Source organism: Novosphingobium sp. B1 (assembly GCF_900176395.1).
Lineage (GTDB): Bacteria > Pseudomonadota > Alphaproteobacteria > Sphingomonadales > Sphingomonadaceae > Novosphingobium.
Genome location: NZ_FWXL01000038.1, coordinates 1 through 13619 on the forward strand (window position 1 = coordinate 1; position 13619 = coordinate 13619).

10 protein-coding genes and 2 pseudogenes are annotated in these 13619 nt (G+C 63.1%); 5 read left to right on the top strand and 7 right to left on the bottom strand.

What is annotated here, in order from left to right; genetic code table 11:
- A pseudogene (locus B9A23_RS21335) lies at positions 1 to 246 on the top strand (transposase); the annotation flags it as partial.
- Between the two features lie 506 nt (positions 247 to 752).
- Here B9A23_RS21335 and B9A23_RS21340 read toward each other — a convergent pair.
- Positions 753 to 2201 (bottom strand): S8 family serine peptidase, encoded by a 1449-nt coding sequence (locus B9A23_RS21340; protein WP_254895235.1) that lies wholly within the window; start codon positions 2199 to 2201, stop codon positions 753 to 755.
- A 174-nt stretch (positions 2202 to 2375) separates the two neighbouring features.
- On the opposite strand from B9A23_RS21340, the gene B9A23_RS21345 reads away from it, so the two are divergent.
- On the top strand, positions 2376 to 2882 hold the full coding sequence (locus B9A23_RS21345; RefSeq protein ID WP_217806655.1) for an RNA polymerase sigma factor: 507 nt from the start codon (positions 2376 to 2378) through the stop codon (positions 2880 to 2882).
- The gene (locus B9A23_RS21350; protein WP_084281379.1) at positions 2879 to 3586 is read left to right on the top strand and encodes an anti-sigma factor family protein; all 708 of its coding nucleotides are present in this window, start codon (positions 2879 to 2881) and stop codon (positions 3584 to 3586) included. Before B9A23_RS21345 ends, B9A23_RS21350 begins: the two co-directional genes overlap by 4 nt.
- Before the next feature lie 34 nt (positions 3587 to 3620).
- On the opposite strand, the gene B9A23_RS21355 is transcribed toward B9A23_RS21350, so the two are convergent.
- The 5 genes from B9A23_RS21355 to B9A23_RS21375 all read right to left on the bottom strand — a co-directional run bounded on the left by B9A23_RS21355 (position 3621) and on the right by B9A23_RS21375 (position 8740).
- A complete protein-coding gene (locus tag B9A23_RS21355; protein ID WP_084281382.1) occupies positions 3621 to 4778 on the bottom strand; it encodes an OprO/OprP family phosphate-selective porin in 1158 nt (385 codons plus the stop codon).
- Positions 4775 to 5590, bottom strand: coding sequence for an alpha/beta fold hydrolase (locus tag B9A23_RS21360; protein WP_139797636.1), 816 nt, complete (start codon positions 5588 to 5590; stop codon positions 4775 to 4777). Before B9A23_RS21360 ends, B9A23_RS21355 begins: the two co-directional genes overlap by 4 nt.
- Complete coding sequence (locus tag B9A23_RS21365; RefSeq protein WP_084281385.1) at positions 5587 to 6525, bottom strand: ABC transporter transmembrane domain-containing protein; 939 nt, start codon at positions 6523 to 6525, stop codon at positions 5587 to 5589. Before B9A23_RS21365 ends, B9A23_RS21360 begins: the two co-directional genes overlap by 4 nt.
- Positions 6525 to 7649, bottom strand: coding sequence for a P-loop NTPase family protein (locus B9A23_RS21370; protein WP_217806656.1), 1125 nt, complete (start codon positions 7647 to 7649; stop codon positions 6525 to 6527). The genes B9A23_RS21365 and B9A23_RS21370 overlap by 1 nt, the downstream gene beginning before the upstream one ends.
- An 86-nt stretch (positions 7650 to 7735) precedes the next feature.
- Complete coding sequence (locus tag B9A23_RS21375; RefSeq protein ID WP_139797638.1) at positions 7736 to 8740, bottom strand: hypothetical protein; 1005 nt, start codon at positions 8738 to 8740, stop codon at positions 7736 to 7738.
- 497 nt (positions 8741 to 9237) lie between these two features.
- Here B9A23_RS21375 and B9A23_RS23430 point away from each other — a divergent pair.
- Both B9A23_RS23430 and B9A23_RS23010 read left to right on the top strand, forming a co-directional pair.
- Positions 9238 to 9372: pseudogene (locus B9A23_RS23430) on the top strand (IS110 family transposase); the annotation flags it as partial.
- 27 nt (positions 9373 to 9399) lie between these two features.
- Complete coding sequence (locus B9A23_RS23010; RefSeq protein ID WP_176218121.1) at positions 9400 to 9549, top strand: hypothetical protein; 150 nt, start codon at positions 9400 to 9402, stop codon at positions 9547 to 9549.
- A gap of 115 nt (positions 9550 to 9664) precedes the next feature.
- On the opposite strand, the gene B9A23_RS21380 is transcribed toward B9A23_RS23010, so the two are convergent.
- Positions 9665 to 12889, bottom strand: coding sequence for a glycosyltransferase (locus B9A23_RS21380; RefSeq protein WP_254895236.1), 3225 nt, complete (start codon positions 12887 to 12889; stop codon positions 9665 to 9667).
- Positions 12890 to 13619: the final 730 nt, after the last annotated feature.

Below are 13619 nucleotides of genomic sequence, written 5' to 3' on the forward strand. Positions count from 1 at the left end.
CATGATCGACAGCACCGTGGTCCGGGCACATCATTGTGCAGTCGGCATAAAAAAGGGACTCAGGAAACCGAGGCTCTTGGCCGATCGCGAGGGGGATTCAGCACCAAACTCCACGCCCGATGCGATGCCAAAGGTCGCCCACTCGGGTTCGTGCTGACGCCTGGGCAAAGCCACGATACTCAAGGCTTCGGGCCTTTGCTCCGTATGATCGCCGACAGGATCGAGGCCCTCCTTGCAGACAAGGGTAGCGTCCATGTCACCTGAGTCGTCGACGAAGACCGTGACAGGCTGTCTTTCGAATGGGTCGAAAAAGACGGTCCTCAGGTCAAACCCACCGAGAGAAAAGGCTTTGGCTTGCGCACAATGCAACGCATGTTGACCAACACGCTAGGGGGCGAAGCAGAACATCATCTGTTGCATTCAGGTGCCTTATTCAAAGCAAGTTTGCCGCTGTGCAACGCAAGGGCAGATTAGTCCCGGCTTCGCCTTTCTTTCCGGACGCTCGGACTCCTTGGTCACGGCATCGGAAGCGGCCTTACATTCATCCTCCCACCGTAATGCTGAAAGACGTTGGCTGGCATTTCCAGACATTCGCGCTCGGCGGGCTTAGCGACGGTTCTTTGCCATAACCCGCCACTCAACATACCGCTCGCAGGGGCTGATGTGCGGCGGCCATGGAGATGCGCGGAGCGGCCCGCACTTCCACCAATGTAAGGTTTGGAGTGCGGGAAGGACGCTCTGAAGCTTTTGTATCATTCGATCAGGCCGAAGCCATAAACCTCGTCAAATCCCTTGGCGCCAAGATCCTTGGCAGCTTCCTTCAACTGATGGCCGCATTGGGCTGTGGTTTTGCTACCTGCCCGGCACCGCGCAAGCCACGCTGAAATCACCGGGGTTGCAAACGACGTGCCGGTGAACCGGGCGAGATTGTTGCGCGCATCGGCGGCGAGCACATCGACGCCATAGGCCGCCACCGCGATGTGACGTCCGCGCTGGGCCAGCCGATAGACGTGCCGGTCCTTGTCGACCGCGGTTACGGCAATCACCCCCGGGACGGCGGCCGGGTAGGACGGTGGGGCTGTGGGACCGCCATTCCCCGCTGCTGCAACAACGACCTTGCCTAACGCCACAGCTTCGCGGATCAGGCGATCGAGAATGGCATTGCGTGGACCGGCAAGGCTCATATTTATGACCGGCGCGTTCTGCCGGAGTGTCCATTCCAGCGCCGATGCGATGACTTCCGCGGAAGTATAAGGCCGGCCTGCCGGTCCGCGAAAGATATTGGCACTGTAGATCGTGGGCCGTCCCTCGCTGGCCAGCAGCGAGGCCACTGCCGTGCCGTGACCCGCCGGAGCCTCAACCGAAGCGCCGTCGGTCCACGCCACGATCCTTGCCTTAACCAGCGACGGGTGCGGGGCAATCGCGGTGTCGATCACGCCGACCGAAAAGCTTGCTTGTGCCCGCGAGGGCATGGCCTTCTCGCGCGCCTTGTGCGGCTTCATGCCCGCGGTAAGATCAAGCCCGTAGTAGTGGACCACGTCCACCGTGGCAGTAGGGGCAAGCGTCCGAAGCTGGTCCCTGGCAGCAACGGCGCTGACGCCATCGGGCGCCGAAACACGGAGCATGTCTCGATCGAGCGCGGCCAACCGGATGCGTTCGATAACCTTGAAACCCGCCCCTCGCAGCTGGGCCAGCGCAGGTTCGGGCATGTCGATGGCGAAGACTTCGCCCCGCCGAACGGGATAGCCGCGCTCATCATGCTCGGCACGTTCGCCATCAGCAAGGTCGTGCATTTCGGCGCTGCTGCCATGCTCGACCTCGGCGCTGTCTGCACCCTTCTCCGCCAGATCGGCAGCATCCTCAAGCGCGTCCTCGGCCTCGTCGGCCAGTTCCTTCTCGTAATCAGCCTCGGCCTTGTCGGCATCCTCCGAGGCCTTGACTTCTTCCTTCACCCGATCCGCTTCGAGCTTGGCAAGGTCTTCTGCAGCTTTGGCCGGTTCGCGCACAGCGCGCTCCTCGATCCGCTCCCGATCCGCCTCGAACCGTGCGGCGCGCTCCTCGGCACGCTGGGCCGCGCGGTCCTGCTCACGCTCCAACCGCTCCTGCGCGCGCGAGGGTTCGGGCGGATCACGGTCGTGCGGAGAAGCGGGAACGCCAAGAGCCCCTATGGCTATTCCAGCAATGATGGCGCGCTTGGTCATGGATGCAATCCTGCTTGATACGCGCTGACAACGTCTGCAAGCCCGCGTTATTCCGCAGGTGCCGCGCCGGCCATGGTATTTTTTTGTAGCGTGCGTGCAGGCCGGTTGGAATACCTGATCGCAGCAGTCGTTGTGAGGGCATGGATGTATTTGGTAGGGCAAGGTGCGGAGTGCATGCGTACGGCGATTGTCGCCGTGCTGCCGCGCCTGCGCCGCTTCTGCGCGGCCATGGCGGGCTCTGCTGCCGATGGAGACGATCTCATGCAGGCTACGGTTGAACGCGCGCTCTTGCGCTCCGGCCAGTTCGAGCCGGGTACGCGGCTCGACAGCTGGATGTTCCGCATCGCGCAGAACCTGCACATTGATGGCGCACGCGCGGCCAAGCGGCGCGGCACAGCGGTTGACGTCGAGGTACTGCACAGCCTTGCCGGAAGCGACGGACGCGAGCTGGTCGAAAGCCGCTCGGACCTTGCCGCCGCACAGCGCGCCCTGCAGGCATTGCCCGAAGATCAGCGCGCCGTCTTTGCCATGGTCGTGATCGAAGGCCGCAGCTATCGCGACGCAGCCGAGGCGCTGGACCTGCCCATCGGCACGGTCATGAGCCGCCTTGCCCGCGCCCGCGGCAAGATCGCCGAAACGCTTGCCGGTCGGCAAGACGCGCAGAAGGAAGCCGGACGATGACGCTATCCCGCGAAGAACGGCTTGCCGCATGGCTCGATGGCGAGCTGACCGGTGATGACCTCACCGCCTTTCAGGCCGAGCTTGCCGCCGATCCGGAACTTGCCGCCCTGGCTGAGGAATGGAAGGCCAACGACAGTCTGATCGCAGGTGCCTTTGCGCCAGTAGCCGAAGCGCCGATCGATCAGGCTATGCTGGAGCGACTGGGCCTTGCCGAAAGGCTGGCACCTCTACCTGCAAACGACAATTCCCCGTGGTGGAAGCGCCACGCCCTGCCCCTGGGCGGCGCGATTGCCGCCAGCCTCGTCGCCATACTGGTCGTCGCGCCGCGCAGTAGTGGCGATGCCCGCGATCCTCTATCACGCGCACTGGACGAGACGCCCTCACTTGCGCAGGCCGACCTGCCCGATGGCCGCAAGATCACGCCCATGCTCACCGCCCAGGCTGCAGACGGGCGCTGGTGCCGCGAATTTGGAGATGGCAGCAGCATTGCCCTCGCTTGCCGCGCTGACAAGGGTTCGTGGATCATCGAGGCGAAGGGCAAGGGCGCAGCACCTGTGGACAACGCGGAATTTGCCGTCGCCTCAGGCGCTGACGATTCCGCGCTCAACGCAGCCCAGGCGCACCTCAAGCTCGCCGATCCCGTCAGTGCCGAGGCGGAGCAAGCGCTCATCGCAAAGAAGTGGGGCGGCCACTCCAGCAAGTGACCGCCCCGGCGAAAGCCAACCCGAAGGTTCCGCACTAGAAACTCAGTTGAGCCCTCAGCACACCGACGCGGTTTTTCGCCGGCAGTCCGCCATTGGGGAAGCGCACCCGGTTGTCAGTGTATGTCGCAAGCACGCGCAGATTGGTGCTGATCGTCCAGATCGCGCTCGCACTGAGCGCACGGCCGATCCCGCGATCGAACGTGCCGTCTACCAGATCGAGGCGGCTGTAACGCGCTGCGATCTCGAACGCACCCTCGCCCTTGCGGCGGTCTGGCCCGCCGAATACGCCCGATGACCCGCTGTATTCATGGCGTTGTCCAGTCACGATCCAGCCAACCGATACCGTCTGCCCATTGAAGCTGCGATCATCGAACAGCGAGCGATGCAGCTTGAGCGCGATGGCTTGCCCCTGCAACAGCACCGGTCCGAACGAGACGGCCGCCTCACCATTCCACGCCGTCAGCGTATCGAGCGAGCCGAGTGTCCCGCTCGAAATGACGTTGGGCGCGAAAACCGATCCCGGATCAGCTGTAAAGCGCACGCGCTCGGTGGCCGAAAACGAGCGCCGCTCGCCGCCGAAGCCAAGATGCAGCAAAGTATCGCGCGTGCGCACCGGGGCAAAAGTCACGCGCCCGAGCACGCCCTTGCCACGCTCGGTCGTGCGGCCCTCATCATTTGCCAGAGCATCGGTGAAATAGCCCACACTGGCGCTCCAGTTCCGCCCACCTGTGAAGACCGCACCACCAAAGCCGAACCCGCCGGTCAGGGCAGACGCCATCGAACGCTCAGCAAACGGGGAAACGTTGGAGCTTTGCAGGTCTTCCAAAGAGAACGGGACGATCATGTTGCCGCCCTTGATCTCGAGGTTGCTCACCGGCTCAATCGAGGCCCAGACGTTGCGCCAGCCTTTTGCTCCGGCAAATTCGCGGTCGACGCGAAACCGCAGGACTTTTGCCACTCGGCCCGAAAGCTCGATACGGGCGCGGCGGACATCTCCGCTTGTGGTCCCGGTGCGGGGCACGTCAGGCTCGTCGAACACGCTGGCATCAAGATGCAGTCGTCCGCCAAGATTCAATTGCAGCGGCCCGGCTTCAAGCGTCAGCCCCTTCTCGTCCGCCTTCACCTCCTGAGCATGCACCGGAAGGGCAACCAGAGCGACAGCGGGCGCAAAGGCCTTTGCGGAAAGCTTCATGTTCCGGGTTCCTCATGTTTGGCTCGATGCGTGGCGAGCAATTGAAAAACGAGCGGGACGAGGCCGAGATGAACCGCGTCACCGAACGCGTGGCTCAAGTCAGGGATTATCGTCAGGCTGCTGCGCAGACCGGACTTGCGCATCGCGCGATGCCAGCGACGGGCGCGCTGCAGCCGATGGGTGCCTTGCACTGAATCAATTTCGGGCGAGCGGCGCAGCGCCTTGTCCTGTTGCCGGTCCAACGCACCGACGATGATGTCGAACCGCACTTGCGCAAGTTCCGCCCGGTCAACCCGACGCGGCGCATCGGCCAGCCCGAGCGGCCATGCACTCGCGGTATCGGGCATGGTGTACCACCCCGCCGCCGCCGCAATGCAATGCCGCACGCGCGAGGGGTGCATCATCGCGTAGCGGTGCGCGAACTGCGCCCCGCCCGAGAAGCCGAACAGGTTAAAATGCGTCGTTTCGAACCCGAACCTGCGCGCCGCATCGTCCAGAATGTCAGCCAAGGCCTCGTCGCAAGGAATCACCCCTGTCCGGTCGCAAACCTGCTGGTACATGCCGAACCTTGCTCGTTCGAAAAGCGGCGCGATCACCGGCGTACCCTCGGCATGCGCCCATTCGCCAAAGCGCAGGGCAAGCTCTGCCGCATTGCGCGATATGCCGTGAACGACCACTAGCGGCACCGCATCCTGGCGCAGGGTCTCGGGGACCAGGGCATAATACTGGCGCCCTTGTGCGTCGGGCACCGGCAGAAATTGCGGCAAGGGCATCGGTGTCGCCGTCAAGGGTGAAACGGAAAGCGCGCTCATGGGCGGTCGCTTTCGACGCTGCGCAGAGCTTGCGGGAAATCGACTAGAACCGCACCGTTCCGGGCTCGCGGTATCTGCATCAGCCGGGCAATGCGCCTCGCCGAAATGCGCGCCGGGAGCCACAGCTCTGCCGCGCGGGCAAGGTCGGACAGGGCAAGCCCTGCTGTGCCGATCACCACGATCGTACCCGCAAACTGCCCGCCCCCCAGCAGCACGACGAGCAGGATCAGGCTTGTCACCAGATGCGGCAATCCCCGTAGTGATCCGGTAAACCACGCCCGGTGCAAGGCAGCCCGGTTGAGCGCATCAGTCCGCCGCTTCAGTCGCCGCATCTCGGCCCGCTCATTGATTACAGGACCATAGGTTGCCGCTCTGGCAATCCGGTCAGAAGCAAAAGCCGAAAGCTGCCCGCGCCTGCGCCGCACTTCGCGAACCGCCCGCGCCATCGGTCGCAGCAGAGCCGCGCCACCCGCAATCCCGAGCGCCAGCATCGCACCGATCCAGCCTGCCATTACGGGCGATTGCCACGCCGCCCAGGCCAGCAGCGCAAAGAGCAGGACCGGCGCAGTCGCCGCACGCGGCAAGCCGTCGCTCCACCACTGCCGCCGCGCCGATAGATCGCCGACAAACACTTGCAGCATCGCGCCATGGCGACGACGGGCCACCTTGGCCCGGTCCGCCCGCAGCACGCGCCGCAGCAGCCTTGCCCGCACCTGCGCCACCTCGCGCCAGCCAATCGCCTCGCACAGCCGCCGCCGCAGCACTTCGAGCGCAAATGTGGAACCGAGCGCCGCCACGGCAAGGCCGATCGGCACAAGGCCGGCCGGACTCTGGCCTGTGCGATGCAACAGCGCCGCACCTACCAGCGTGGAACCCGCCTGCGCCGCAGCCACGGCAACAGGCGCCGCCATTCGCCAGGCGGCTGACCCCATCATCAGGCGACGCACGAGACCTCTCCGCCCGCAAAGCAGATCTTTGGCGCAGTGATCGCATCGCGCAATTCCGCCAGCGTCAGCACCGGTCGGCCAAGCGCAGCCTCTGCCTCGCGCGTGGCGAGCGGCGAGGCGCTGAGCAGGCCGGAAACACCGAGCACCCGGTGCCCAGCCGCGACCAGCCACTGATGGCCCGCCACCGCACCCATCGCATCACCTGCGGCAAACAGCACCCCGTGCAGCTTATCGCGCAGGCGAGGTGAGCGCAGAAGCGCGCCGGTTTCCCGCTGCAGCAGACCGTCAGCCACTTCGACGACGATCACGTCAGGCTTCGCCGCCGCGCTATGCGCAATGAGTGAGAGCGCGACGCTTTCGATCCGTTCCTGCGCCAACCCCGCCGTCGAGGCATGGCCATGATCGGTGAAATCGAGCACCGTGCGTGCCCCTGCATCAAGCATCGTCCACAGATCGCCGCCCGATCCAGTTCCGGTCACCTTGGTAGCCGAAACTACAAGGCCGGCGCGCGCGAGGCCATGGATTAACCCTGCCGCCGCCGTGGTCTTGCCCGCATTCATCGACGTGCCCACCACCGCAACCACCGGCGGCAGCCCCGTCTTTGCAGTCGCACGAGGTAGAGCAAACCGCGCCAGGTTGAGTACCTTGCCAGTTTCATCCGCCAGCAGACCGATGGGCTCGATGCGTGTGGCGGCGCGAATCTTCGCGTGACGGCTCAGCACCTTTCCCGCAACGCCGCCGGCCGCCACAAGATCGCATACCGAGAGGTCCTCGGGCACCACCGCCTCGAACTGGTCGGGCGCATAACGCTCGCCAAAAGCAACGATGATCTCGTCACCTTCGTAAAGCTGCGCACGACGGCCGTGCGGAGATTCCAGCTTCTGGTGCTGGCCAAGCTGGGCCACCCGGGCCAGCACCAGGTCTCCGGCACGCGGGCGCAGATCGCTGCGCAAGCGCATTGCAATATCCAGATTGACGCGGCGCGTGGTGAAAGCGCGCTTGGCCGCCGCGCGGCGATCATCGCGCAACACGCGCCCCTTGCGCGGGGCCGTGGCGGATTGCTCGCCTGCGCCAGTCAGCAACATTTCGAGCGTTCGCAGATCCTGCAACATCGTCTCTCACCCCTTCCATTCAATCGGGGCGACAACGACGTCCGCTCGCGCTTATTCCTTCCGCATCGAAATTCTTTTAAACGCCATCAATTCAGACGCCAGCTCAGCGACAGGCCGCCTGCAAAATCGGTGCTGCGCACGTTGAAACCTGTCGAGGCGAAGACCTGCACGCGCAGCTTGCGTGTCAGGCCGAAGTTGATCCATCCAGTCGCCTCGCTGCTGGCAATGCGCCCCGGCGTTGCCGATTCCTGCCAGTCATAGTCCGCGCCGACGATCGTGCCGCCGGGCAGGCGATAGCTCACACCACCCCCTGCCCCCCAGGTATCGCGCAAAGTCGATCCGGCGGGCTTGCCAAGGAAGCGATAGCGCGCGCTGGCGAAAACGCTCAAGCGCCCGATGTCCTGCACCAGATCGCCGCTGACGGTCACGTCGGCCTTGCCCGTGCCAAGCCGCTTTGCCCGGGAGGCCGTGGGCAACTTCAAGCGCGTACCAAAATCCAGCCAAGTCGAGCGGCCAAGTTCGAGCGAATATCCGAGCGCCACCGAAACATCGCCCAGCCCGCCCCGGCTGTTGGACAAAACCGTTCCGGGTGTCGGCGGAGCAATCACCCCGCCACTGCCGCTGTCATCATCACCGCCTGAAGAACCGGAACCGCCAGAGCCCGAATTCCCCGAACCCGAACTGCCCGAATTTGAGTTGGACCTCGAACCGCTGGACCCCGAACCCGACGAGTCATCGCTTCCACCGCTGCTTCCGCCATCGTCGCCGGTTACGCCAAGGTCGCCGAACCCGGCATCGCGTCCCTGCGGCGTGTCGAGGATGCTCCCTGGGCCATCAATGTGCACCCAAGGCACCGAAACACGTATGGAAAATCCGCCCTTGCGATACTTGAGCGCCACAGGAGCCGAAACGACCTTGGTCGATTGCGTGTCGCCGTAGTCGCCCTCGGAGTAGTTTACGCCTGCACTCGCTCGCCATACGGTCGGGGCTTCTTGGCCTCCAGCTGTCGCAGGCATTTCCTGCGCAGCAGCAACGCCTGCAAATCCCAAGCCACTGAGGACCAACGAACCTGCACCCAATACGTTTTTCATATTTCCCCCTTCCCTCCACCGTGCCGATCCAGACACGGTGCCCATAACGTTCCCCAACCAAAGGTTATTCCCCAAGGCGAAACACCAATGCAACAAGCATGGGCAGAAATGTGTCGGGCGGATCACTAATTACAGGGCTATACCGCAATAGTATGAGCGTCGTGCCACGCAGGGCTATAACAACGGTCGCCATAGCCTGCCTTTACTTACCGCTATCACGCCGATCGACAATCTCCGAGAGAGGTTTCCAACCAGACAAGTGCAAAAACCGTTGCGTACCAAACTTAATTTACTGGTCCACAAACAAATGGCGGGTTTTAAAAAGAGCTGCCGTTTAGGTGCACTCAGATAAGCGTTGATTTGCTCAGGATTGACCTTTGTTCATCGCGCAAACCCAATTGCAAACGACTTGAACCCGGTCATTCCATTGTCGCGTGACGCTCTACGCTTGGGGAGAAGGCGTTCCGGTACGCATGCCAGGCGAGGCAGCACAGGGCCCAGGCATGCGCTTTGTGGCGGTAAAGAGCGAGGAGTAGTTGGCTGCCGGCCTCGTGTTCCGCACCCGCAATCTGATGGTGCGCCAGCGCACCCAGCTCATTAATTCGATCCGCGAACACTTGGCCGAGTATGGCTGAGTCACGCCGCGAGGCACCGCATCCATGACGCTGCTGGCTGACCTGCTGGAAGACGGGGACATGGCATCAAGCTTGCCGCAAACTGTGCGGCCGATGTTCAAGCTGATGATCGACCTCCTAGCTGAGCTCGACGAGCAGATCGCCACGCTTAACCGTGAGATCTGGCGAGGTTGAAGCGGTTACCACTGGAAGCTCTTGGTAAGAGGACTAAGCAGCAGGGTTTTCTCAATCCCGGACACCAGGCGATCGTTGACTGGTGACGCAAAATAGAAGGACAAACGATGTGTCCTTAGGCCGCAACAGGAATCGACGGTAGTTTCTCATCCCCGCGCTCATCAGGCTGCCCCACTTTATTGTAACTGATGTGCATTCCATCTCGCGTGAAAGGATCACGAGCTTGGGCTGTGACGTTTCCGCTTCGCTGCTGCACGCCCCATCGGACCGTGATGCCGTGAAGTGCCGAGGCGACTGCATGAACCACGACGGCGTAGAGTAGTTGGCGATAGCCGAAGCGCATGGCCAGCAGGCGCAACGCCGGCAAACGGCCCTCACGGCTATCGATACGATAGGCGAGTGCACCGCAGGCGCACTCCACCGCCGAGAAGATAAGCCAGAATGCCAGCATTCGGGTGAAATCGTCCGACATCAAGCCCCAGCCATGGCTTATAGCCCGCAAGCCCGTATCGATCAGACCAACAACCAAGGCCAAGTCGATGAACGGCGAAAGCAGGCCGAGTCCGATCTGGAACAACCACGCCTGCGGCAACCCGAACCAGGCTAGCCCGCGCGGCTGCCCCCGACCAATGACGGCTGCATGTTTCCACAGGCACTGCAAGGTGCCGAATGCCCAGCGATAGCGCTGACGGAATAGCGCGCCCACGGTCTCTGGCGCCTCAGTCCAGGCAATTGCCTCATGTTCGCAGGCCACTCGCCACCCGGCACGCTGGATGGCGATGGTCAGATCCTGGTCCTCGGCCAAGGTGTCAGCAGGATAGCCGCCCACTGCATCGAGCGCCGCACGGCGCCAGCCGCCAACAGCACCCGGCACGACCGTTACTGCACCGAGTGCCTCCAGCGCACGCCGCTCAAGCGCCTGCGCCGTGATGTATTCCACGGATTGCCATCTGGTGAGCCAGTTGACGCGATTGCCGATCTTCGCATTCCCGGCCACCGCACCAACGGTTGGGTCTGCGAACCACTTTGCCAACTTCGCGATGGTGTCAGGTTCGAAGCGGGTATCTGCATCAAGCGCGACAATCACGTCGCCCTTGGCAATGGCCAGCCCTTGATTGAGCGCACTAGCTTTCCCGCCATTATCCAGCGTCAGAAGACGCACCCGCGGATCAAGGCCGAACGCATTCCGGACAATCTCGCTCGTTCGGTCAGATGAACCGTCATCGATCACGATGATCTCCACCCGAATGCCTTGAGTGGCGAGTGCCCGGCGCACCGATGCCTCGATCACGCGTTCCTCGTTGAAGGCGGGAATCAGAACGGAAACAAAGTGCGGCACGAGGTGCGCTGGCGCTTCCGGGCGATGATGCCCCTGTTTGATGCGGCGGGTTTGCCAGGAGGCCAGTACAGAAAGCAGCAGGACACGCAGCAACCCAAGTATGACGGCCGCCATAAATAGCCAGCCAATCGCCTTGCGGCCCACCCGAAGCACGTTGAACAGTGCACCCTGCAGACTGGATTGCGCTTGGCCGCCGCGCGCTAGCACCGGCATAGCGGTGTCGCGGGTCAGCCCAGCAAGGGTCGAGACAGGAACAAATTCGTACCCACGGGCACGCAGTTCGCGGATGATGGTCGGCAGGGCAGCCACGGTCGCACTGCGGTCACCGCCCGAATCATGCAGGAGCACGATCCGCCGGGCGTTGCCAGCGCCGCCGCTCTCGATCTGGGCGATCGTGCGCGCGGTAATTGTCGCGGCATCTGTGGTCTGCCAATCCAGCGGATCGACATTGAGACCCACGGTTAAATAGCCGAGCTTCGCTGCGATCTGCGCAACTCGCAATTCCGCCGCCGTATGGGGATCCGCATCCCCAAGATATGGCGCGCGGAACAGATGCATAGAACGGCCCGTGTATGCCTCGACCAACCGCTGCGTCGCGTTGATTTCCAGTTCTACGGCCCCATCCGAGAGTTGGTCGAGGTTCGCGTGCGTGGTCGAATGGTTGGCCAGCTCCGATCCTTGTGCCACAATCCGGCGTGTCAGCGTTGGCTGGTCCAGCACATGCGTGCCTGTAACGAAGAACGTCGCTGGAACGTTGTACTGCTCAAGCACGTCAAGAACCTGGGGCGTCCAGCGCGGGTCAGGCCCATCGTCAAAAGTGAGCGCGATCTGACGCGGCATGTTCCCGCTGCGTTCGACAATATGGCCATGCGGTAGCGTTTCATATCTGGCTGAGCGGATCAGCCCGCGCGCATCGACGGACATCTTGCGCGAACCTCTGGTCGACGGACTGCCCAAGCGCAGGATTTCGCCCGTGCCCCGCAGATCAACCCCTTCCCCGCCAGGCAGTGCCCGCAAAGCCTCGACCGGCGGTCGCGTGCCGCGTCGTGCGGCCGCGAGAACAGACCAAAATCCGGGATCCTCGCTACCGAGGCGCCAAACCGCCACGCCCGCCGGGTGCAGCTGGCGCAGCACCGATATTTGGTTCCAGGCGCTAAAGGCATCGAGCATCCAGACTTCATGCGAAGCGCCCGACTGGGTGTAGGCAAAGCCGGTGTTGCCACTGCCGGCATCGAATTGCGGGCGAGCGCCGGCCTGTTCCGCGCGTGCCCAGGCCTGCTCGACGGTAATTGAATCCGCCAGCTCCTGCCCCTTCGACCAGTCAAACGCATAGCTCCCGATGGCCACGATCGCCCGCTCAGGTCCGGTTCGCGCTACTGCGCTCTCCACGACCCGGGCAAACCAAGCCTGCGAAGCGATTGGTCCGGGCGATCCGGATTGCCAGTGTTCGTCGTAGGCCATCAGGACGACGCGATCGGCAGCGCGGGCGTAGGCGCCAAGATCCCAAGTCTCATCCGCAATGGGGGCAGCGAGCATCACCGTTGGCGCTTTGGAACCGGACAGTGTCGGCAACCGCTCGCGCGCTTCGGAGAGAAGCGCGCGGTAGTCATTGTGCGCCGACACGGGTAGGTCTTCGATGTCGAAGAAAACACCCGCCGCGCCGAGCCGGACCATGACCTTTGCAACCTTGTCGAGTAGAGCACGACGCCTCTGCGGACTGGCCAAAAGCCGCGCCATGTTGGCGCCGTCCCAGCCGGTCTCGCCGTCGTTCTGGATCATCAGCAACAGCTTGGCCCGAGTGCTGCCGTTCAGGATCTCCTTGAGCGACCAGTCGGAAGCCTCGATCCATTGGTGATCCCGCCCGCGAACCGAGACGAGGCCAGCGGCAACCCACGATAGCTTGTCAACATTGGCGCGCAGGGAGCGGCGGCTTGCCTCATCCCAAGGCATGTAGAAGCCCAGAGTTTCATCTCCGAGTCGCTGTGCCCCTGGGCTAGCCATATTAGGCAACCAAGCGACTGCGGTATTGTGAGCAGTGCTGTGCCTGAGCGAGACAGGGCGCGCGAGCTGTCCGGCGCTTGCCCTAGGGAACTGCGGAGCGGGGCGCCGTTCGAAAGTTCCCAAGGCCCATGCGAACGCTGCAAGACACAGCGTGATCGAAATCACTACTCCTGCTCCCAGCCATCTCATCAGACGACCACGGACTCCCGTCGGATCATGGAACACCTGAAATTTCACGGGCTAGCCTTGCTGTTTGCGACTGGAGGCTCGCCGATAGGCCTTGCAGGGATAGGATGTGCTTAAGTTACATCTGTGAGTAGAACTGCCCCCTCAATAAAAGCAAAATTAATCTTGGGCTCCTGACGGTATGCTCGACAATGCAACCAAAGCGCTGGTCGGCCCAGCGTTGCTGTATCCGAGGCAAGCTTGAGTTATCTGGCCGCAGTCCGGTAATACCGAAGCTACAGCACCAGCGGATTGCCACGTAAACCGCCGCCTCACGCACCAGCTTATGGTCGTGCCGACGCCTAGCAAGTGCCAGGCGAGCATGAGCCAGACGGCGGTATCGGGACTAGATCGCGAAGACTGCCAGCTAAGAACTCGTACCGTTCAGGCCGCCGCCCCCCTGCATTGACGTAAGCGCTGTTTTCAGCCCACGTGGGCGTGCGGCAGGAGCTCGTCGATCCGCGATGCGGGGTGGCCATTGGCGAGACTGGTGAGCGTCGAGGTC